Origin of the sequence: Chitinophaga polysaccharea (assembly GCF_007829335.1) — a bacterium.
GTDB lineage: Bacteria > Bacteroidota > Bacteroidia > Chitinophagales > Chitinophagaceae > Chitinophaga > Chitinophaga polysaccharea_B.
This window is the reverse complement of the sequence record NZ_VIWO01000001.1, coordinates 510687-532444: the sequence shown is the minus strand read 5'-3', so window position 1 is coordinate 532444 and position 21758 is coordinate 510687. Positions and strand designations below refer to the sequence as shown.

Below are 21758 nucleotides of genomic sequence, written 5' to 3'. Positions count from 1 at the left end.
GCCGGATGCTAAAAGCTAAACATTATTTGATCCTTTTAATTGAGTAATATAAACATGGAAAATAATACCTCATTGCAGCAGCAGTTACTGGAGGCAGGTGTTCACTTCGGTCACCTGAAGAAAAAGTGGAATCCCAAGATGCTGCCTTATATTTTCGCAGAAAAGAAAGGTATTCATATCATTGATCTGAACAAAACCGTAGAAGGATTACAGGAAGCAGCAGCTGCCCTGAAATCTATCGCTAAGAGCGGTAAAAAGATCATGTTCGTTGCTACTAAAAAGCAAGCGAAAGAAATCGTAGCTGATGCTGCGCGTAACATCAACATGCCTTACGTTACTGAAAGGTGGTTAGGTGGTATGCTCACTAACTTCGCTACTATCCGTAAGAGTGTAAAGAAAATGCAGAGCATCGAAAAAATGCTGCAGGATGGTACATTCGACAACATCACTAAGAAAGAACGTCTGACTTTAAGCCGCGATAAAGAGAAAATGGAGAAAGTGCTGGGTGGTATTGCTCAACTGGCACGTGTACCAGCTGCACTGTTCATGGTAGATATCAGCCACGAACACATTGCACTGGCAGAGGCTAAACGTCTGGGTATTTCTACTTTCGGTATGGTAGATACCAACTCCGATCCTACTAAAGTAGATTTCGCAATTCCTGCGAACGATGACGCTACTAAATCTATCGCTATCGTTACCAGCTACATCTGTGCAGCTATCGCTGAAGGTCTGTCTGAAAGAGCTACAGAGAAAAATGAAGAAGTAGAGGAAGAAGAAGAAGCAGACGATAAGGCACGTAAGTTCGACGTTGAAGGCGGTGAAGATCGCGAAAGAGGTCGTAAACCAGGTGCTCAAGGCGGTGGTCGTGGTCCGGGCGGTCAAGGCGGCGGTGCTAACCGTGGCGGCGGCGGTCGTGGTCCAGGTGGCCAGGGCGGTGCTAACCGTGGTGGTGGCGCTAACCGTGGCGGTGGTGCTCCGGGTGGACAACGTCGTCCATCTGGCGCTGGCAGCAATGGTCCAAGAAAACCAGGCGGCGGAAGATAATTTTTTAGCTATAAGCTATTAGCCTTTAGCGCTTAATAAATGCAGCAGTTGATGATTCCTATCTCCGCAGCATCTGTTAACCGCTAGAGGCTAATAGTTGAAAGCTGGTGATAGTATTGCAATAATTTTTACAACAATTAAACTAATTATAGCTCATGGCAACAATTACAGCAGCTGATGTAAATAAACTGCGTCAGCAAACTGGTGCTGGTATGATGGATTGCAGAAAGGCACTGGTAGAAAGTGATGGCGATTTTGAAAAAGCAGTAGACTACCTGCGTAAAAAAGGCCAGAAAGTGGCTGCATTACGCTCTGACCGTGAAACCAAAGAAGGCGTTATCATCGCTAAAACTTCAGCTGATGGTAAATCCGGTGTGATCGTAGGTCTGGGTTGTGAAACTGACTTCGTAGCTAAAAACGAAGACTTCGTAAAATTTGCGCAGGCAATCGTTGATCTGGCACTGGCTAACGGCATCAAAACTGTTGAAGACCTGAATGCAGCTCAACTGGATGGCGCTACCGTTGCTGATAAAGTAAACGACCAGGTAGCAAAAATCGGTGAAAAAATCACCCTCAATAAATTCGAATTCGTTGAAGCAGGTGGCGTAACTTCCTATATCCACGGTAACTACCGCATGGGTGTACTGGTTGCTTTCTCTAAACCTGTTTCTGAAGAAGTAGGTAAAGACATCGCTATGCAGATTGCTGCGATGAGCCCTATCGCAGTAGATGCTGATAGCGTTCCTGCTGACCTGATTGCCCGTGAAAGAGAAATCGCTGTTGAACAAGTGAAGGCAGAAGGTAAACCTGCTGAAATGGCGGAAAAAATCGCTGCAGGTAAAGTGAATAAATTCTTCAAAGAAAGCACCCTGTTACAACAGGCATTCGTAAAAGACAATAACAAGTCTGTAGCGGATTACCTGAAATCAGTAGATGCTGACCTGAAAGTGGCTGGCTTTAAGCGAATCGCTTTAGGTTAATATTACCGCATTGAAAAAAAGGAGAGAAGTCGTTTCTCTCCTTTTTTTTGTGCATAACTAATCATACACTTAAATCTATCGGGAACAGGAACAAGAAAAAGCACTTTTTTCCTTCTTTCTGCCTTTAAGTTGTATATTAGAATACCGTAACCAGATTTAGGAAATCACAATCTTACAATATTTTATAGCGTCATGTTGCCAAAGTATAAGCGTATTTTGCTCAAATTGAGCGGTGAGGCCCTCATGGGGGATGCAAATTATGGTATTGATCCGAAGGTGATAACTCAGTATGCCTACGATATCAAGGCGGTTACTGACCTCGGGGTACAAGTAGCCATCGTGATCGGCGGGGGGAATATCTACCGTGGTATGAACGAAGCCGAAACCGGCATTGAAAGAGCACAGGGAGACTATATGGGAATGCTGGCAACAGTGATTAATGGAATGGCCCTCCAGAGTGGATTGGAAAAAGTAGGTTTATATACCCGCTTGCAGTCTGCCATTAAAATGGAACAAATCGCTGAACCTTATATCCGCCGCCGCGCTATCCGCCACGTGGAAAAGGGTCGTGTTGTAATATTTGGTGGTGGTACCGGTAACCCCTACTTCACTACCGACACCGCTGCCTCTTTACGGGCCATCGAAATACAAGCAGATGTTATCCTGAAAGGTACCCGCGTAGATGGTATCTACACCGCCGATCCGGAAAAAGATAAATCAGCTACCCGCTTCGAAACAATCACCTTCTCCGAAGTATACCAGAAATCCCTCAACGTAATGGATATGACAGCCTTTACCCTTTGCCAGGAAAATAAGCTGCCTATTATCGTATTCGATATGAACCGCCAGGGTAATCTCCTGAACGTAATCATGGGAAAAAATGTAGGAACACTGGTGCAGGGATAAGCACAAGGCATACAGCGAAAAGCATAAAGCTATTAGAGCGAATGACCGATGCGATTTTATATTGTCGCAAAGATCATTCGCTCTAATAGCTTTATGCTTTCTGCTCTCTAGCGGAGTATACTCTTCATGGCTGTAAACGGTATAAACAAGGTTACCTGTCCCAACGCATAAGGTCCTATTTCATAAGGAACATAACTGAAGGCAACCCCCTTATTGGTAACTATGAAGTTATTATTAGGGGGAATGCTTTTTACCAGCAGGTTCTGATCCAGCGCTTCTTCTTCACTCATATGAAACCTATCTTTGAAAGCCTTATCCAGCAAAGTACTTAGCGTTTCCTTATATCCCGGTTTGAAGATATCATCCGGGGTGAGCACCTTCTTCTTGGAGAGATCCAGCGTTTTGTAAATAGCTCCCCAATTACCATGTGCGCCACCAGTAAAGTCATATGCATACTTTTCAATTACCAGTAATGGCCAGGTATTGTACACTACTTTCATATCATTATCGGTAGTCCAATTCCAGGACAAGGCAGCCGAGGCATCGCTAAACTCGCTGCTGTCGGCATCTTTGGCGGATACCCGGTAACTCATAATAAAAGAATCAATACCCCTTCGTATATATTGCTGAGGATTCCGCAACGCGGTGCTGCCGGTTACCTGTTGTATGATGAAATTGGCTGTAGTGCTATCAACCAGCGAATCCGGCCAGATAATGCTGCTGGAAACCGTTCCAATGGGCGATTTGGGAAAGGAAGGAATTAAACTGGCAGAATCTATCTGGTAAAATACCTGTAAAGGCACCGCCTTTTTCAGGTCGGTATGAAATTCAAAATGATAAGAGGTACCGTTACCATGCCATACTCCTTTGAAATTCCCTTCGTCAGAAAGGTATCCACTAAACAGACGATCTTCTGCATTGTTATTGGTTTCTTCGTAGAGGTTTACCAGGCCGGAGTCCAGCGTTCCCCATAAACCTACCGGCCTGCCGGTACTATCATCGCAATAGTAACCGCGAAACAGGTGAGGCGCTGTTTTTAACAGCTGCATGGTAATTTCCTTGTCGCCCAGTTGCCCTTTCAGCTGTGTATAAAAGAGAGGTGTAGACGCCAACGGAACAATAATGTTAGTAGTATCGCCCGGGCCGGTGTTACCGTTACCGTTGCGAGTATGACAGGAAAACAGGGCAGCCGCAAATATCAACAGCAGAAATGAAGCTCTTTTCATAGTATGATTTATATCAGGTAGCTCAAAATTACTATTATCCTTCCATACCTTTGAGGACCCGTTTGAACCAATAAAATTAACTGCGCATGTTGAACCAGAAAATAGCGGATTTAAGGAAAGATTATAGGCTGGCTTCCCTGGATGAAAGCGAAGTAGCGTCTTATCCATTATCCCAGTTCGATAAATGGTGGAAGGATGCTATCCATAGTGAAATCGAAGAGCCCAATGCCATGACATTGGCTACCAGCACGCCTGATGGGCATCCCTCTGCACGTATTGTATTACTGAAAAGTTTTGATGAAGAAGGATTTCTGTTTTTTACCAACTACGAAAGCCGCAAAGGACAAGAGTTGGCCGCTAATCCGCATGTGACGCTGTTGTTTTTCTGGCGGGAACTGGAAAGACAGATACGCATAGAAGGCACGGTGAGCAAGGCCCCCATGGCTGTCAGCAATGAATATTATAACAGCAGGCCATTAGGAAGCAGGATAGGAGCCATTGCCTCGCCCCAGAGTAAGGTCATTCCCGACCGTTCTTTCCTGGAAGAACAGGTAGACCAGGTAGCTTCAAAATATAAGCAGGAAGACCCCCAAAGACCCGATTATTGGGGTGGATACCTGGTGAAGCCACAGGTCATTGAATTCTGGCAGGGCAGAAGTAACCGCCTGCATGATCGAATCCTGTATACATTGACCACCGAAGGTAGCTGGAAGATAGAGCGGCTGGCCCCTTAAAAGCATAAAGACGAAAGCAAAAAGCTATTGAGGCGAATGATCAAAGCGGATATGATGAAATCGCTCTGGTCATTCGCCTCAATAGCTTTTTGCTTTATGCTTCAAGCTTTCAGCTTCTTACGCTTTTGGCGCTGCGGCTTTAGCTGCAGAATTTTTTCTGGTTTTAGCAGATCTTACTTTGCCGAAAGATTTACTGAAGATTTTACCTCTTTTGGTTTTAATATCTCCTCTACCCATAACGAATAATTTGAAGTTTGTTGTTTAAATATGATGTTATCAGCCTGCAAATTACTGTAATTCGATGAAATAGCGTAGTGCTGGCCCTTTGATATAAAAAAAAAGCAAGAAACATGATTGTTCCTTGCTTGAATAAGTTGTGCTAACTGATTAGAGCTTGTCAGATAAAGCTTTACCAGCTTTAAATTTAGCAACTTTCTTAGCCTTGATCTTGATGATCTGACCGGTTTGTGGGTTTCTACCGTTACGTGCAGCACGTTTAGAAACGGAGAAAGTACCGAAACCAACCAAAGTTACTTTACCACCTTTTTTCAGGGTATCAGCAACAGCTTTGGTGAAAGAATCCAGAGCTTCGTTAGCTTGGGTTTTGGTAATGCCTGCATCTTTAGCAAGCTTGTCGATTAATTCGGCTTTGTTCATAGTTAGTAAGATTTAACTAGTGAAAAAATGTTTGATGTGAGCAAATATAGCGCGTTTTATCAGATTACCAAATTTTTTACAACTTTTTTATAGAAAATTTTATCGGCTGAAAAACGCTACTGGTAACGGTTACAGCTGATTAGGCTATAATATGCTAAAGGGCCCGACTTTAGCATAATCCCATGAAACCCTTTGTGGAAGCATGTTTACCCGTTTTTTTACTATTAACGCAGCTTTGAACCAAGTATTGTACCAAAGTCCGGATGCCTTGAAAATAGTGGATTTCCTGTGGATAAGTTTAGTCAAGACCCCTTACTTAAATGACCTCCATCACGGTATTAAATGCCACAAAACCATCGCCGAAGATAGCGTAGGCACGCTGCCGCAGGGCTTGTTGATGCTGCGTTACGAACCGGTTATATTCTTCCGGGCTATCGGCGAGGAATTGCACTACATAGGTAGGTCCTTCCTCATCGTCTTGCTCCAATAACCGGCTTATACGGTATTCCCGGAATAACCCGGTAGCCATAATAGCCGGAATTTGCTCCTCCTTCATCCACTGCAGCCATTGAAAACTCAATTCTGTGGCCACTTTGGTGGTTACATTATATATGATCATACCTTCCGTTTGTAAGGCTTAAAGGGCCAGCTCCACGAACACCGGACAATGGTCAGAGTGCTTTACCTGCTGGTAAATGGAGGCATGTTTAAGCTTGTCTTTTAGAGGAGATGTTACATTAATATAGTCAATACGCCAGCCTTTGTTATTGTTCCTGGCATTGGCCCGGAAGCTCCACCAGCTGTACTGGTGAGGTTCGGGGTTGAAATGACGGAAACTGTCTACAAAGCCACTCTCAAAGAAACGGTCCATCCAGGCCCGTTCTTCGGGCAAAAAGCCGGTCGAGTTTTTATTGCTTACCGGGTCGTGGATGTCAATGGGCTTATGACAAATGTTGTAATCGCCGCATACAACCACGTTGGGGCGGGTTTTCTTCAGGGCATCCAGGTACTGGAAAAACTCCTCCAGCCACTGGTATTTATAGGTTTGCCTGTCATCCCCGCTGGTGCCGGAAGGGAAATAGGTGTTGATCAGCGTAATATCGCCAAAATCCAGTCGTATAAAGCGGCCTTCCTGGTCGCTCTGTGCATGACCGTTGCCGTATTGAACAAAATCCGGCTTGATACGGGTCAATACGGCCACGCCGCTATAGCCCTTTTTTTGGGCCGGAAACCAGTAATGTTCATATCCCAGTTGCTCAAATTGCTGAAAGTCGACGTTTTCCTGGTGGGCTTTTATTTCCTGGAGGCAGATAATATCGGCGGGATCAGATTGTAACCATTCGGTAAAACCTTTGGTCATGGCCGATCTCAGGCCATTAACGTTGTAAGATATGATTCTCATGCGCTGTAAACTTTGAATAGCGGGTGTTTAGCGGCAGGGTAGCATAGGGGAGTATGCGCGGCCAAACACCAGCTATTACTTTATTTAGATATCGTATTCCAGGTTGGGGCGGAGCCATTGTTCTGCTTCCTCTATTGTCCAGCCTTTACGGGCTGCATAGTCTGTTACCTGGTCTTTTTCTATTTTTCCAAGTCCGAAGTATTTGCCTTCCGGGTTGGCAAAATACCAGCCGCTAACGCTGGATGCAGGGTACATCGCAAGCGATTCGGTTAAGGTAATGCCGGTATTTTCGGTGGCATTCAGGAGGTCAAACAGCTTGTACTTTTCGGTATGGTCTGGGCAGGCAGGGTAACCTGGCGCCGGACGGATCCCCGCGTATTCTTCCTTAATCAGCTGTTCATTGGTAAGATGCTCTTCGGATGCATACCCCCAGAACTCTTTACGTACCCGCTCGTGCATCAGTTCTGCAAAAGCCTCTGCCAGCCTGTCGGCCAGCGCTTTCAGCATAATGCTGTTATAGTCGTCATGCTCGGCTTTAAATTTATCAAGCCACTGTTCTATGCCAATGCCGGTTGTTACTGCAAAGCCGCCAATATAGTCGGTTTTGCCGGTTTCTGCTGGGGCAATGAAATCCGCGAGTGAGAGATTCGCCTGACCTGGCGCCTTCTTCACCTGCTGACGCAGGAATTCCAGCTGTACAGGGGCAATATCTGGCTGCTCGGGCGTTACTTTCACGGAGTCCGGGGCCACGCGGTTAGCCGGGAAAATGCCTATTACCGCATTGGCGGTCAGCCATTTTTCTGCTACAATTTTTTTCAACAGCTCCTGTGCATCGTTGTACAGGCGGGTAGCTTCTACCCCTACTATCTCATCGCTCAGGATCTGTGGGAATTTACCATGGAGCTCCCAGGCGATGAAGAATGGCTGCCAGTCAATATATTTTGCAATTTCACCCAGGTCATATTGTTCAAATTTCCGGGTACCGGTCATTTTAGGCATTACAGGCGTGAAAGCGGGCCAGTCGATCATCGTTTTGTTTTCCTGGGCCACAGCAATCGGGAGAAATTGTTTGGTTTGTTTTTTATTCTTGAATGCTTCGCTCAGTTTCTCATATTCACTCTTAATACCCGCCAGGAAACCGGGTTTCAGGGCTTTGTTGAGCAAACTGCCCGTAACGGTTACGCTGCGGGAAGCGTCCAGTACGTGTACTACGCCATGTCCGTATTCCTGCGCTATCTTCACAGCAGTATGGGTACGGCTGGTGGTAGCACCGCCAATGATGAGTGGAATGTTGAAGTCCTGTCTTTTCAGTTCACGGGCCACATGCACCATTTCATCCAGGCTGGGGGTAATCAGGCCGCTGAGACCAATGATATCCACTTTTTCCTGGCGGGCCGTTTGCAGGATTTTTTCTGCCGGGACCATTACTCCCAGGTCAATAATTTCATAGCCGTTACAGGCCAGTACTACGCCTACAATATTTTTACCGATGTCGTGTACGTCGCCTTTTACGGTGGCCAGTAATATTTTACCGGCATTTTTTATTTCGCCGCCCTGCTCTGCCTGGATCCGGGCTTTTTCTTCCTCAATGTAAGGGGTGAGGATGGCCACGGATTTTTTCATCACGCGGGCGCTTTTTACTACCTGTGGCAGGAACATTTTACCACTGCCAAACAGGTCGCCCACGATGTTCATTCCCGCCATCAGCGGGCCTTCGATTACATCCAGCGGACGGGGATATTTCTGGCGGGCTTCTTCGGTATCTCCATCTATGTAGTCGGTAATACCGTTTACCAGCGCGTGGCTTAATCTTTCTTCTACGGTGCCGGTGCGCCAGGTTTCATCTTTCTCCACTACCTTACCTTTGGCCTTCACGGTTTCGGCAAACTGTATCAATCTCTCTGTAGCATCTTCCCGCCTGTTTAGTATGGCATCCTCACATAATTCGCGGAGCTGCGGTTCTATGTCGTCATAAATCTGCAACATCCCGGCATTTACGATACCCATGTCCATGCCCGCTTTGATGGCATGAAACAGGAATACGGAGTGCATGGCTTCCCGCACGGTTTCATTACCACGGAAGGAGAAGGATACGTTACTTACCCCACCACTTACTTTCGCCAGGGGCATCAGTTCTTTGATGCGGCGGGTAGCACTGATAAACTCTACGGCGTAGTTGTTATGCTCTTCGATACCGGTAGCAATGGCAAATATGTTGGGGTCGAATATGATATCCTGTGGGTCATAGCCTACTACTTCGGTCAGGATTTTATAAGCGCGGTGACTGAACTGCACCCTTTTTTCCTCTGTGTCGGCCTGTCCATGCTCATCAAAAGCCATTACCACCACGGCGGCGCCATAGCTTCTGCAGATATGTGCCTGCTCAATGAATTTGGCTTCTCCTTCCTTTAAGCTGATGGAGTTTACAATACACTTTCCCTGTACACATTTCAACCCGGCTTCGATCACAGAAAACTTACTGGAGTCGATCATGATCGGGATACGGGAAATATCCGGTTCCGCTGCCAGCAGGTTCAGGAAAGTAGTCATGGCGGTTTCGCCATCGAGGAGAGCGTCGTCCATGTTTACGTCCAGGATCTGGGCGCCGCTTTCTACCTGTTGACGGGCAACAGACAGGGCTTCTTCGAAATGGCCTTCCCTGATAAGGCGGGCAAATTTCTTGGAACCGGTTACGTTGGTACGTTCCCCTACATTAATAAAGTTGGTTTCAGGTCTGACCACCAGCGGTTCCAATCCACTGAGGCGCAGATAGGGTTTGATAACCCGTTGACCTTCACTGGCAATTGGTTCACTGATGTCGGTATTATTGATAATAGCTTCGCTCATTGTTGCTGTTGGTGGTGTTTAATAAAAAACTGTCCAGAGATCGGTTATGCCAGCGTTTCGGCCAATACCGGCCTGCGGCGTGGTTGAATATGTTTTACATGTTCTGCAATGTGGCGTATATGATCCGGGGTTGTCCCGCAACAGCCACCTACCACGTTCACAAAGCCCGATGCGGCGAAATCTTCTATGATGCAGGCTGTATCTTCTGGTTCTTCGTCATATTCTCCAAAGGCATTGGGCAAGCCGGCATTGGGGTAGCAGCTTACATAGCAGCTGGCAATGTTAGATAATTCTTCTACATAAGGGCGCATTTGTTGTCCGCCCAGTGCGCAGTTCAGGCCAATGGAAAATGGATTGGCGTGCATCACAGAGATGTAGAATGCTTCCAGTGTTTGTCCACTCAGGGTTCTGCCGGAAGCATCGGTAATGGTACCGGAAATCATGACAGGCAACTCGGGGTTGCCGGATTCCCTGAAATACTTTTTGATGGCGTAAATGGCCGCCTTACAGTTAAGTGTATCGAAAATAGTTTCTATCAGTAAAATATCCACGCCGCCCTCATATAGGCCCCTGATCTGCTCTTCATAGGCTGTAGCTACTTCATCGAAATAAACGGAGCGGAAGCCGGGATTGTTAACGTCTGGCGACAGCGACAGGGTTTTATTCATGGGCCCTATGGCGCCGGCTACAAAGCGTGGTTTATCGGGATTTTTGGCCGTGTATTCCGCGGCTGCTTTCTTCGCAATCTTTGCAGCGGCTACATTCAGCTCATAAGCCAGTTTCTGCATGTCGTAATCGGCCATGGCAATGGAAGTGCTGCTGAAGGTATTGGTTTCAATAATGTCAGCGCCTGCTTCCAGGTACTCCTTGTGAATGGCTTCAATAATCTGAGGCTGAGTAAGATTCAACAGGTCATTGTTCCCTTTAAGATCGCTGGGGTAGTCGGCAAATCGGGCGCCCCTGTAGTCTGATTCCTGGAGTTGGTAGCGTTGGATCATGGTGCCCATTGCACCATCGATAATGAGTATGCGCTCATCAGCGCAGTCCTGTAATGATTTCATATCTGTTAAGATGTTTATTAGTTACCGTTAAGAAATGATAACGGGGTCGAACAATAAACAAATCCACCCCGTAAAAGTGCCACAAATATAACCTTTTCCCCGCTATTTTCTTGATTTGTGTATTTACGGAAAATAAGAAGTAGTCAGCCTTTAAACGGGTTTTACGACATGTTTATAATATTGCTGTTAAATATAGATTTTGGTTATATCATAAATTTAATTTGGCAGAAGTCTACAAAGTCTACTATATTTGTGGAGTAATAAATGATATCATGCAACAAAATGATAGAAATAGCGTGAATTTACCAGCCCTGGCCACCCACCAGTCCTTTACCTGCACCTCGTGTAGCTGCTGTTGCTGCTAACGTATTCGTCATTAGTTCTCCCATTTTTTTATTACAACAACAAAATCGTCAGTCATGACTATCTCAGAACATATCCATACCCTGCATAAACACCTGGCCAGCCTTGGTTTACAGCCTGTGCCCCAGTCAGACGATTCACAATCGGAAGTGTTCAAGGTATGTTTCCTAAATAAATATGAAATGCAACGCTGGAAGGCCTTGCAAGAGCAACAAACATCAGAAACCAATCATAAAATATTACCAGACAGCCCTGCAAAGGGTACTGTCAGATAACTTTTTCATAACGTGGAATTACAGGTTAAACGAAGACGGGTGCTGTTGAGCACCCGTATTTATTTTCAGTCGTTTATGTTCTCAACTTATTTGTTCTGCACATAACTCTCCAGCGGCAAGCGGTTGCTGATAGAACGTGCAAGCGTCATCTCATCGGCATATTCCAGTTCCCCGCCAAAGGCAATACCGCGGGCTATTGTGGTAATTTTTACCGGAAAAGCCCGTAGCTTTTTAGAGAGATAATAAATGGTAGTATCCCCTTCAATTGTTGGACTTACCGCCATAATTACTTCTTCTACACCCTGGTGCTGCACTCGCTCTACGAGCGAATGTATATTTAACTGATCTGGACCAATGCCATCAATAGGAGAGATGATGCCTCCGAGGACATGATATAAGCCATTGAATTGCTGCGTGTTCTCTATCGCCATCACATCCCGGATGCTTTCTACCACGCATACCACCTGCTTTTGCCGGGAATGGCTGCTGCAAATACTGCATACTTCAGCATCTGACACATTATGACACACTTTGCAAAACTGGATCTGCTGGCGCATCCTGGCAATAGCGTCTCCAAACTGCTCCACCTGGGCTGTTTCCTGCTTTAACAGGTGCAATACCAGGCGTAAGGCCGTTTTTTTGCCGATACCAGGCAGTTTCGCAAATTCATTTACTGCGTTTTCTATCAGTGCAGAGGAAAATATCATGGTGCAAAGGTAGGAATATTGCAGCGGAGGGAACAGCAGTGCTCCCTCCGCCACGATCAGATTAAATACTTATTTTTTTTGGCACAGTCCAATAAGCCTTGAGATTTACCTTGTCGATCACAATCACCCGCTCCGGCTGTTTCTTGGGATGGGTATAGTAGTTCCCCCTGTCCCATTTACCATTGCCGTTGGTATCCAGCAACAGCCTGATCTGGTATTCGCCAGGCGTAATAAATCGCTGGCTCCATTTGCCGTTTACGATGGTACCGGAATATTTAATGGTTTTATCCTGTACCAGCTGTACCACATAGTGCATACTACTATTATTGATCGCTTCCCGGGTACTATCGCTGATAGTCAATTCCGTGACGGTGAAAATGGCATAATCTGCCACTTTTTTCGTTCGGAAGCTAATGGTGTCAGCCCTGGCCAGCTGCTGCCCCGCCGTATCGGTAGGCGCATCTTTAGGAATAATAAACCGGTAGGGAGTGCCTTCCTTCCAGGTATGGGTAATGGTTAATTGCGTCCGGGTCGAATCCATGTTACTGGTAAACGGTACGCTGTTATAGGCGCTGTCTTCTCCCAATATGGTCCGGTTGCTGTCCAGGTTTCTCAGGGGCAGCGAAAAGGTTATTTTCAACGGCGCCGGCAATTCCTGCATACCACCATCCAAAACGGGAGTAGCCGTGAGTTTGGGCAGTTTTTTCTTTTTCTTATCCTTATCTTCTTCCTGCTGAAGGTCGGTAGAATCTATTGGCTCCGGCGGAGGTTTAATTGTGCTGTCTGTTTCCATAAACAGGAGCATATTTACATCTGATACATTGTTTTCCTTTAAAACCACAGGAGCCTCTACAAAGGCGATCAACTCGCTCGGCTGGTTGTATTGCAGGTCACGGTCTTCCTCCTTCAGTGCAAAAATCTTATAGGCGCCGGGAGCAATATTTTTAAACCGGAAAGAGCCATCCCCCTTGGTTTTGGCGTAATACACCGGCTTTTCCTTGGATACTACTGAGTCGCTGAGGTCCCGGTATAACATTACGGCGATGTTACTGTCTACCTTACCATTTTCGGCATCTATAAGGTGACCTGATACCTGCAAACTATCCAGGTAATCACCAGTGGATACCACGTATTGAAAATCCTGGGCAACGTTACGTTCATTGATGTCCCGGATGGCATCGGCAAAGTTGAAAGTATAGGTGGTATTGGGCTGTAACGTATCCTTGATTTCCAGGGTAACGGTATGGAGCTTGGCTATTACAATGGGCGTTGCCTTCAGGGTGGGCGAAACGATCAGTTTATCGTTTACATTGTCCAGCTCCACATATTCATCAAAAATAAAAGACACTTTTTTACTCTTGAAATGAAGGGAGGAGTCACGCGGTGTTACCTGCAGCAGCACCGGGGGTAAGCTATCCCTGGGACCGCCACTGGGCGGCACAATGTTGGCGCATCGCGTAAATGTGATGGAAACGGTAATAAACATCAGCCAGAAAATCCAGCTCCTGATATATTGATTCATGTACCTGGTCGTATTAAGTAGGCTACAAACTTACGAACTCATTTAAAGAATTACGAATTTGCTACCTTCCGGATGGTAGATCCATCTATTTTCCTTAATCTTATACATGGCCAGCATTTATTCAATACAGTGTACCCAGGTAATTCCTGCCCCGCTGGAGGAGGTATGGAACTATTTTTCAAACCCGGCTAACCTGCAGCATATTACGCCTGCGGCTATGCGTTTTACCGTTACTTCGGCCCCTTATACCGGACAGGTGTATCCAGGACAGGTGATTATCTATAAAGTATCGCCGCTGGCGGGCATTCCGCTGGAGTGGATGACGGAAATTACGCATGTATCTTACCTTTCTTATTTTGTAGATGAACAAAGAGCAGGGCCTTACAGCATCTGGCACCATGAGCATCACTTTGAGCAGGTACCCGGCGGCGTTAAAATGACCGACCTGGTACATTACCGACTGCCCCTGGGCTGGTTGGGAAAGTTGGCGCATCGCCTGTTTGTAAAGCAACAGCTGGCATCGCTGTTTGAATACCGGCATAAAACCGTTGAAAAGATCTTTGGTCCACCGGTTTCATAGTACAGGTGGGTGATGAACCGCTCCTTTGCGGGATATCGGTATTAAAAAGGTAAAATTACCCACTGAGTGTTTACGGGTACCGGCCATCCATTCGGTAGCCGACCGCTGGGTATACCGGATAGTAGTCCGTTTTATTACAATCCCTACCCCATAATCTATCCCCGCTACCAACATCCGCATATGTGTACGTTGCTCGGCTTTCTGTGCGGCAAGCTGGCTGTCTGTGCTACTAAAAAGCCCTCCCTGTAGGAGGGCGTTGTAGGCAACAAAGTTCAGCTGAGGCCTGGCCATTATATATAACTGAAATTTACGGTGGGTGGCGGAGGCGAGGTCCCGGTGGCCAAAGTAAGGGTTAATCAGCCCATATCGTATATACAGGGAAGCTGTTACGCTATTCACCATTAACCCCAGTCTGGCAGTGCCGCCTCCTATAACTTCCAGGCTCTTGGCCGGGTTCCACAACATTGCTTCACAAGTGAAGTTGTAGTTGAGTAACGGGGCATTGGGCAACTGGTTGCTCCAGCCTTTAGGAGGCTGATAATTAATAACATGATGTACCAGCGTTTGCCCTTCTTTCGATAGTGCCCAGGGGCCCATCACTCCCAACAGGAATTCAGCATGGAAGCTACGTTTCCGGTCCGGATTATAGGAAGTAAGCCCATGGCTCACAAAGAGGCCTCCGGCATAATAAAAATCATCGGGTTGGTAAGTGGTAGCAGCAATGTCATTCGGCGTCATCGTTACCTGCATCACCTGCCAGCTAAACACGTTGATGGCATTTGGGCCCGCTTGGGGCAATATCCATTTATCAAGAAATACCGATGGCTTCTTTTTCATATAGCTGTACCCGATAGCGCTCCCATTGCTGTAGGCCCGGTCGGTGCCCCGCCCCCATAAATTAAAGTAATCATCATCCTCGTATATACGTATCTGTTTAGTAGCATCCTGCGTAATCTGTGCCGGTGCTGTTTCAGCTAAAACACAGAGCAGTAACCAAATGATACAGCATTTCATACGGTTGGCGTTGGCGTTAGTGTATAACCTCCTGGAAAGAAGGCCTGTTATTGTTGTGTGGTAATGGTTTTAGTCAGGTTGTCGCCGGTAAACAGCTTAAAAGTGTTTTTCCCTGTTTTAGGAATGGCTCCCAGCCATAGTGGTACGATAGCGGCGCTATTTTTATCCGGGCTGGAAGTGGCAACAAAGTGCATTTCTGCATTGTTGGTCATATCGTCGGAGGTAGCTGACTCCAGCTGTATCTGGGTATTGTAGTAGGTAGCGGGCATGGAGGCGGCCACCACCACCTGGGTACCAAAATCAGGCTGGTCAATGGTGTTATTCATGGTTTTGGCCATACCAAACAAGCTATCAAAAGACGCCTGGTTATCAATTAACCAAAAAGTAAGACTATCCGTTACCTTGATCGTATTTTTCAGGAAGTAGCCGGAAAGTGGCTTTACATCCAGTTGGCTGGAATTAATGGGTTGCACCGACAGGGTGGTATCGGTATCATTTCCTGCTTTTTTATTATTGCTGGCGCAGGAGATGATAGCCAATAAGGAGGCTGCCAACAGCGTAATTTTAATGTACATGGAGGACGATATTTATTACTTGTAATAACATTAAATTGCCCCGAATAGTTTTGCGGGAGATAGAGATTAACAGCCTTCCCGCATGTTAAGAGGTCGTTATCTTCGTATGCTCGTAATTGTTTTAGTAGCTATCAGAATACCTTGAATATTTCGAATGCGTCTTTCTGTAATTGTTCCCGGTGATCGGGATGGGCAATATTGATCAGTGCGTGCGCACGTTGTTGAAGGTTTTTCCCCAGCAGATGTGCGATACCATATTCTGTCACTACATAGTGTACATGCGCCCGCGTAGTTACCACGCTGGCGCCGGGTTGCAGTCGCGACACAATCCGGGACATACCTTTAGACGTAACGGATGGAATGGCGATAATGGGTTTTCCCTTTTCCGAAAGGGTAGCACCGCGCATAAAGTCCATTTGTCCGCCTACGCCGCTATATTGCCGGAACCCGATTGAATCGGCGCATACCTGCCCAAAAATATCTATTTCTATTGCACTGTTGATGGCAGTTACCCGGGGATTTTTCCGGATTGTAGCGGGATTGTTCACATATTCTACATCCATCAGCCGCATAATGAGATTGGTATCCATAAAATCGTACAGGCGTTGACTGCCAATGGCAAAGCTGGAAATGAGGAGGCCCGGATGTACCGATTTGTATTTGCCGGTAATAACGCCTTTTTTCACCAGGTCTATCACCCCATCGGAAAACATTTCCGTGTGTATACCCAGGTCTTTATGAGTGGTGAGGCATTGTAATACGGCATTGGGAATACCGCCAATACCCATCTGTAAAGTGGCCCGGTCTTCAATCAGGGAGGCCACATGGCGGCCTATGGCCAATTCTGTTTGATTGGGTGGGTTTATTTGTTGGGCGTAAATAGGGTAATCCACTTCCACAGCCGCATCAATCCGGGAAATGTGAATAACGCCGTCGCCAAGTACACGGGGCATATGAGGATTCACCTCTGCAATGATAATCTTAGCCATATCTATAGCCGCCTTGGTTACGTCGCAGGACACGCCCAGGGTGCAATAACCGTTTTTGTCGGGAGGGGATACTGAAATCATCGCTACATCAATGGGAAGTTCATTGCTCCTGAAATACCGGGGTATTTCGCTGAGAAACATAGGGATATAATTGGCCCGTCCCTCGTTAACGGCTTTGCGGATATTTTTACCTACAAAGAAGGTATCTACATAGAAAGCATGTACATGCTCAGGTTCGGCATAAGTAGCTTCCCATTCGGTATGAATACTTACCAGGCGTACCTTCTGCAGTTCGTGGCTGCGGGCTGTCATAGCTTTTACCAGTTCTCTTGGTGTAGCGGCGGCGGAATGAAGAAATACGGTATGCCCCGATTGTATAAGTGATACTGCGTTTGAGATAGTTGTGTAGGACATGTATATATTAGTTTGCTGCAAAATTATCGTGCAAAAAAAAAAGTAAATATGAGCAAAGTCATATTGTAGATTTGATTCTTGTCACTTGTTTCATGTCAACAAATAACCTATTGATTTGTTGGACAATGTGCTTAAATAACGGATATGGATATACTGAACTATCGTTGGGTGGAGGAGCCTGATGCAGTGGCCATCACGGAAGTTACTTTATTAAGTTACGGACAGTTTGAATCGGTGCTGGCGCCGGAGTATTGGACGCAAATGAAGCATAGCCTGTCTGATGATGCCAAGTTACGGGAGTTGATGCGCACTTCTGCCACCCTGGTATGTGAGGCGGGTAATCAACTGGCCGGGGTGTTATTCCTCACACCTTCCGGGTATCCGGCATACCCCTGTCCGGCAGAATGGGCTTATATCCGTCGTTTAGGGGTAGATCCCCGGCTCCGGGGACGTGGAATCGGACGTCGTTTAATGGAAATGGCTATTCAACAGGCGCGTGCCAATGGAGAGCAGTATCTGGGGCTACATACCAGCACTATTATGCCCGATGCCAGGCATTTATACGAGCAGTTGGGCTTTAGCATAGCCCGGGAACTAGCGCCTATTTTGGGGCAGCAGTATTGGTTGTATCATATGCTACTTTCATAAAAAGTTATCCATTTTAGCTCAATCGGTGGATAAATATTGATCATATGTTATGACACTTAGATGGGATATTTGGTCTATATTAGCAATCTAAAAAATCCGGTACACAACATCTTTGCGGCGAGGTTTGGCACATATAAGTGAGCAGGAGCTAATAGAACGCTTATTGGTGGAAGACCCAGCGGCGAGAGCATTGTTATATGACCGGTATGCAGGAGCATTATACAATATGGTATTGCAATTGGTACCCGTTAAACACAGGGCAAATGAAGTCATTGTAAAAGTATTTAACTGGGCCTTTCATCACATTGGAACGTTTCATTCATCCGGCTACCAAACGCTGTTTGCATGGCTGATGCGCAAAGCAAGAGAATTCGCCATTAAAGAAGTTGTACCGGAAAGCGCGTTAACCGGCACGGAACTAATAAAACAGGAAGAAGGTATTTTGCAACGGTTTTACCTGGTGCTACCAACAGATCAGCAGCAGGTGTTCAGGCTTTCTTATTTTAAAGGATTATCAATCGCAACGATAGCTCGCCTACTGGCTTTGCCGGAAGAGCAAATAAATGACATCCTGGGAGATGCTATGAGATCTTTCAGACAATTCCTAAAAGATACTTGGAACTAAAATTCTACATAGAAAGCGGTATTATCGAGTCCTTCGTGTTGGGCCTGGCTTCTGAAGCAGAAGTGGAAGAGCTGCAGCATATGAGAAGGCTTTATCCGGAACTCAATACGGAGGTGGAATTCGTTGAGCGCAGGCTGGAAAGAGCTGCATTTGATGAGCCCGTTTTGCCTCCTGCAGAAATCCGCGATCGTGTATTGCAGAAAATCCGCTGGGACCACAATAGCGGAGGCCATTTCGGCGATAATAATTCCAACTATACCTTTATCAATATCCAACCTAAAGACGGTGACCATATTACGGTACATCGTTGGTGGAAAATCTTCTTTATCATCTTCTTTATTATGTCCAAGGTTTTCCTGTTCCTGGCCATTTTTTACTATCTCAAATACCGTCAATCACAGGAACAGCGCAGCGACTTACTGCCTGCACATTATCAACAGGAGCAGGTACAAAGCAGGAGTTTGTAATTTTTACCTCCGAAAATCGTTATTTAAAAAAAATATAAATTTGACAATCCACCGAGGGGTGATTTACCGTATTTATAAATATGGTATTAATTAACCATATTTAATGGTGGCTGGTTTTTGTAAACTAAGGGTTTGAATATTAGCGACTATATCGAAAGTGGCATTATTGAGCGCTACGTGCTTGGCCTCACTTCACCAGACCAGGAAGAAGAGTTGTTACACCTGCGCCTCATTTACCCGCTGCTGGATATTGAAATTACTGCTGCTGAACTGAGGATTGAAGATAAATTACAAGAGGAGGGGCAAGTACCGCCTGATGAGCTGAGAACCTTGGTTTTACAACGCTTCAGAACCGATAAGAGGAAGGAAGAACAGACCTGGTGGAACTATAACACCCATGAGCCTACGAATCCCGGGAACACTTATATCCGCCTCGAGCCTTTCTGGAGCCGACGCATTACCGTGAGTATCTGGTGGAGATGCGGGTTTATCGCCATGGCAGTACTCACCATGTCATTGGCCGCCAGCACCTGGTACTTTCATCAGCGCGCCCAGCAACTGGAAGAGATATTAATAAAGCTCAAAGTGGCGGCCATCACTCACTCCACCGACATAACCCATTAATAACCCGGCTTCATTTGGTACGTTTATTGTAAATGCAGAACTTGCCGCCGTATTCGTGCTGTTATAAACCTTATTTGATAACTGCGTGTTGAATACTATGGCATTTAAACACACAAATTAATTTCCCATGAGAAAATTTTCATTTGCAGCATTACTGATGGCTATCGTGGCCGTTTTTGCATCTTCCTGCTCCCCTAAACAAGGCGTAACACAAGACATTACCAAAAGCTCCGTAAAGGGTAACTGGGTGCTGACTGATGTTAAATATGAAGGTATTCCGGATAACGCCAAGGTAACTGTATTCGACGAAGCCAGTGCAAAATGCTTTGTCGGTAGCCAATGGACACTCCCTGATAACTGGGCCGGCGGTTCCTACGCACTTTCTTCTACAGATAACGGGTGCAGCCCCGTTACACAGAAAATTGCCTGGACGCTCACCAAATCCAACGGCGTTACCCTGTTTGGCTTCAAGAAACTCTTCTCAGGCGATAAAGCCAAAAACGTAACAGAAGGATACCGCATGGAAGTAACCGGCGCGGGAAGCATGATGACCTGGAGAGCAAATGTGAACTTTGAAGGTAAAAACGCCGCTATTATCTATACACTGCAAAGGAAGTAATATAAATAAAAGCTAAAAAGCAAAAAGCTAAAAGCAAAAAGCTATGAAAGCGAATGCAGAATGCGATTTTTAATATCCGCAAAGACCATTCACTTTCATAGCTTTTTGCTTTTAGCTTTCTGCTTTTTGCCTCCTCCATTGTGTGCTATTAACGTTATATTTAGAAAGGAATCATAAAGCACCAATATGATGAGCACGCCGCATTCTCAAATTCAGTTCCTGGCCCATGCCAGCTTCCGGATTAATACCCCCGAAGGTCGCGTTATCCTGGTAGATCCCTGGTATACCAACAATCCATTTTTACCAACAGACATCGCGATCCCGGAACAGGTAGACCTGATCCTGATTACGCATGGTCATCGCGACCACCTTGACAGTAGAATAATAGAACTGATCCGTACCAAATCACCGAAAGTAATTGCCAATCCAATTGTACGCTATTACTTACAGGAACAGGGTGTGCCAGAACATACTTTTGAACAAATGAATGCTGGCGGCACCATATCCGTTATGGACCTTAAAATTACCATGACAAATGCTTTTCATTTTGCCCAGGTGAACCTGCCAGACGGCAAAATCGGCTATCCACATACTACCAACGGATTTATTATCTGGATGAGCGACGATATTTCTGTGTATTATTCCGGTGATACCTCCGTGTTTGCCGATATGGAATTATTAGGAGAGATATATGAACCGGATATTGCTATTTTGCCAATAGGCGACAGGTATACCATGGGGCCACTGGAAGCGGCTTTTGCTATTAGGTTGCTAAAAGTAAAACATGTGATTCCCTGTCACTATGGTACCATGTCCACCTTAACAGGCACGCCGGAGAAATTGAAAGCATTAACAGAAGACATTGCGCGCCTGGTCATTCATACACTCAAGCCAGGAGAAATACTGGATACTTCAGTGGTGAAGCCTGGAAGCCATTAGCGAAGCTATAGGAATGATTAAATAAGAATTATGTTACCCCTTGATACTGCACGCTTATTAATATATCCCTGCCGTTTGCCCTTGCTGACGCAGATCTATCTCCGTCATCCGGATGCCGGAGAAGTAATACAGGCACATATTCCGGACGAATGGCCACAGCAAGACCTGAGGGAGCAATTGCCGCATTTTATTGAGCTCCTGCAACATGACCCAGCCTCTTATCCCTGGATGCTCTGGATTATTGTGTCCAAAGCCGATAAAACAGTGTTGGGAGATATTGGATTCAAAGGACGGCCCGATAAAAACGGGGTCGTGGAAATAGGATACGCCCTGTTGCCACCTCACCGGGGACAAGGTTATATGAAGGAAGCCGCTACCGCGCTGGTAGCATGGGCTTTCCAGCAACCCCATGTCAGAAAACTGATAGCAGAATGCGATATTACCAACACATCTTCCAGGAAAATATTACAGCACCTGGGAATGAAAGAAACCATGACTTCGGGGGAAATGTTGCACTGGCACCTGCTTAATAAATAA

The 21758-nt window shown here is 46.0% G+C and carries 25 protein-coding genes; 13 read left to right on the top strand and 12 right to left on the bottom strand.

Features of this window, described 5'->3' with window-relative positions:
• Positions 1-54 precede the first annotated feature (54 nt).
• From rpsB to pyrH, 3 genes are all read left to right on the top strand, one after another.
• The gene (gene rpsB / locus FHW36_RS02270; protein ID WP_145661596.1) at positions 55-1047 is read left to right on the top strand and encodes a 30S ribosomal protein S2; all 993 of its coding nucleotides are present in this window, start codon (positions 55-57) and stop codon (positions 1045-1047) included.
• A gap of 155 nt (positions 1048-1202) precedes the next feature.
• Positions 1203-2027, top strand: a complete 825-nt coding sequence (gene tsf, locus FHW36_RS02265; protein WP_145661593.1) for a translation elongation factor Ts — start codon at positions 1203-1205, stop codon at positions 2025-2027.
• A 192-nt stretch (positions 2028-2219) separates the two neighbouring features.
• The gene (gene pyrH / locus FHW36_RS02260; RefSeq protein ID WP_145661588.1) at positions 2220-2933 is read left to right on the top strand and encodes a UMP kinase; all 714 of its coding nucleotides are present in this window, start codon (positions 2220-2222) and stop codon (positions 2931-2933) included.
• Between the two features lie 107 nt (positions 2934-3040).
• Here the strand turns inward: pyrH and FHW36_RS02255 are convergent, their stop codons facing one another.
• Positions 3041-4159, bottom strand: a complete 1119-nt coding sequence (locus tag FHW36_RS02255; RefSeq protein WP_186452275.1) for a DUF3298 and DUF4163 domain-containing protein — start codon at positions 4157-4159, stop codon at positions 3041-3043.
• Between the two features lie 86 nt (positions 4160-4245).
• On the opposite strand from FHW36_RS02255, the gene pdxH reads away from it, so the two are divergent.
• Entirely contained in the window at positions 4246-4893 is a 648-nt protein-coding gene (pdxH, locus tag FHW36_RS02250) for a pyridoxamine 5'-phosphate oxidase (RefSeq protein ID WP_186452274.1), read from the top strand.
• A gap of 117 nt (positions 4894-5010) precedes the next feature.
• On the opposite strand, the gene FHW36_RS02245 is transcribed toward pdxH, so the two are convergent.
• The 6 genes from FHW36_RS02245 to FHW36_RS02220 all read right to left on the bottom strand — a co-directional run bounded on the left by FHW36_RS02245 (position 5011) and on the right by FHW36_RS02220 (position 10860).
• A complete protein-coding gene (locus FHW36_RS02245; protein WP_145661582.1) occupies positions 5011-5130 on the bottom strand; it encodes a 30S ribosomal protein THX in 120 nt (39 codons plus the stop codon).
• Between the two features lie 150 nt (positions 5131-5280).
• Entirely contained in the window at positions 5281-5550 is a 270-nt protein-coding gene (locus FHW36_RS02240) for an HU family DNA-binding protein (RefSeq protein ID WP_012788562.1), read from the bottom strand.
• Positions 5551-5866: 316 nt separating this feature from the next.
• Entirely contained in the window at positions 5867-6169 is a 303-nt protein-coding gene (locus FHW36_RS02235; protein ID WP_145661579.1) for a DUF4286 family protein, read from the bottom strand.
• 18 nt (positions 6170-6187) lie between these two features.
• Positions 6188-6952, bottom strand: coding sequence for an exodeoxyribonuclease III (locus FHW36_RS02230; protein ID WP_145661576.1), 765 nt, complete (start codon positions 6950-6952; stop codon positions 6188-6190).
• An 84-nt stretch (positions 6953-7036) separates the two neighbouring features.
• Positions 7037-9799 carry a methionine synthase gene (gene metH / locus FHW36_RS02225; RefSeq protein WP_145661573.1) on the bottom strand — a complete coding sequence of 921 codons (2763 nt, stop codon included), beginning with the start codon at positions 9797-9799 and terminating at the stop codon, positions 7037-7039.
• Between the two features lie 44 nt (positions 9800-9843).
• Positions 9844-10860, bottom strand: coding sequence for a homocysteine S-methyltransferase family protein (locus FHW36_RS02220; protein WP_145661570.1), 1017 nt, complete (start codon positions 10858-10860; stop codon positions 9844-9846).
• Positions 10861-11279: 419 nt separating this feature from the next.
• On the opposite strand from FHW36_RS02220, the gene FHW36_RS02215 reads away from it, so the two are divergent.
• Positions 11280-11498 carry a hypothetical protein gene (locus FHW36_RS02215; RefSeq protein ID WP_145661567.1) on the top strand — a complete coding sequence of 73 codons (219 nt, stop codon included), beginning with the start codon at positions 11280-11282 and terminating at the stop codon, positions 11496-11498.
• A gap of 86 nt (positions 11499-11584) precedes the next feature.
• Here the strand turns inward: FHW36_RS02215 and recR are convergent, their stop codons facing one another.
• Both recR and FHW36_RS02205 read right to left on the bottom strand, forming a co-directional pair.
• A complete protein-coding gene (recR, locus tag FHW36_RS02210) occupies positions 11585-12205 on the bottom strand; it encodes a recombination mediator RecR (protein WP_145661564.1) in 621 nt (206 codons plus the stop codon).
• A 61-nt stretch (positions 12206-12266) separates the two neighbouring features.
• Positions 12267-13727, bottom strand: a complete 1461-nt coding sequence (locus FHW36_RS02205) for an Ig-like domain-containing protein (protein WP_145661562.1) — start codon at positions 13725-13727, stop codon at positions 12267-12269.
• 106 nt (positions 13728-13833) lie between these two features.
• On the opposite strand from FHW36_RS02205, the gene FHW36_RS02200 reads away from it, so the two are divergent.
• Positions 13834-14307, top strand: a complete 474-nt coding sequence (locus FHW36_RS02200; protein ID WP_145661559.1) for an SRPBCC family protein — start codon at positions 13834-13836, stop codon at positions 14305-14307.
• Here FHW36_RS02200 and FHW36_RS02195 read toward each other — a convergent pair.
• The 3 genes from FHW36_RS02195 to FHW36_RS02185 all read right to left on the bottom strand — a co-directional run bounded on the left by FHW36_RS02195 (position 14302) and on the right by FHW36_RS02185 (position 17299).
• Positions 14302-15321, bottom strand: coding sequence for a lipid A deacylase LpxR family protein (locus tag FHW36_RS02195; protein WP_145661556.1), 1020 nt, complete (start codon positions 15319-15321; stop codon positions 14302-14304). The two genes, FHW36_RS02200 and FHW36_RS02195, sit on opposite strands and share 6 nt — an antisense overlap.
• Positions 15322-15368: 47 nt before the next feature.
• Positions 15369-15896 (bottom strand): hypothetical protein, encoded by a 528-nt coding sequence (locus FHW36_RS02190; protein ID WP_145661553.1) that lies wholly within the window; start codon positions 15894-15896, stop codon positions 15369-15371.
• A gap of 131 nt (positions 15897-16027) precedes the next feature.
• Positions 16028-17299 (bottom strand): acetyl-CoA hydrolase/transferase family protein, encoded by a 1272-nt coding sequence (locus tag FHW36_RS02185; RefSeq protein WP_145661550.1) that lies wholly within the window; start codon positions 17297-17299, stop codon positions 16028-16030.
• A 144-nt stretch (positions 17300-17443) separates the two neighbouring features.
• On the opposite strand from FHW36_RS02185, the gene FHW36_RS02180 reads away from it, so the two are divergent.
• The 7 genes from FHW36_RS02180 to FHW36_RS02150 all read left to right on the top strand — a co-directional run bounded on the left by FHW36_RS02180 (position 17444) and on the right by FHW36_RS02150 (position 21758).
• The gene (locus FHW36_RS02180; RefSeq protein WP_145661544.1) at positions 17444-17947 is read left to right on the top strand and encodes a GNAT family N-acetyltransferase; all 504 of its coding nucleotides are present in this window, start codon (positions 17444-17446) and stop codon (positions 17945-17947) included.
• Between the two features lie 124 nt (positions 17948-18071).
• Complete coding sequence (locus FHW36_RS02175) at positions 18072-18572, top strand: RNA polymerase sigma factor (RefSeq protein ID WP_145661537.1); 501 nt, start codon at positions 18072-18074, stop codon at positions 18570-18572.
• The gene (locus FHW36_RS02170) at positions 18563-19039 is read left to right on the top strand and encodes a hypothetical protein (protein WP_145661532.1); all 477 of its coding nucleotides are present in this window, start codon (positions 18563-18565) and stop codon (positions 19037-19039) included. Before FHW36_RS02175 ends, FHW36_RS02170 begins: the two co-directional genes overlap by 10 nt.
• Before the next feature lie 132 nt (positions 19040-19171).
• A complete protein-coding gene (locus tag FHW36_RS02165; RefSeq protein WP_145661528.1) occupies positions 19172-19663 on the top strand; it encodes a hypothetical protein in 492 nt (163 codons plus the stop codon).
• 127 nt (positions 19664-19790) lie between these two features.
• Positions 19791-20282, top strand: a complete 492-nt coding sequence (locus tag FHW36_RS02160) for a lipocalin family protein (protein ID WP_145661525.1) — start codon at positions 19791-19793, stop codon at positions 20280-20282.
• A 186-nt stretch (positions 20283-20468) separates the two neighbouring features.
• A complete protein-coding gene (locus FHW36_RS02155; RefSeq protein ID WP_145661522.1) occupies positions 20469-21221 on the top strand; it encodes a metal-dependent hydrolase in 753 nt (250 codons plus the stop codon).
• A 30-nt stretch (positions 21222-21251) separates the two neighbouring features.
• Positions 21252-21758: a GNAT family N-acetyltransferase gene (locus tag FHW36_RS02150; RefSeq protein WP_145661519.1), complete on the top strand. Its 507-nt coding sequence runs from the start codon at positions 21252-21254 to the stop codon at positions 21756-21758.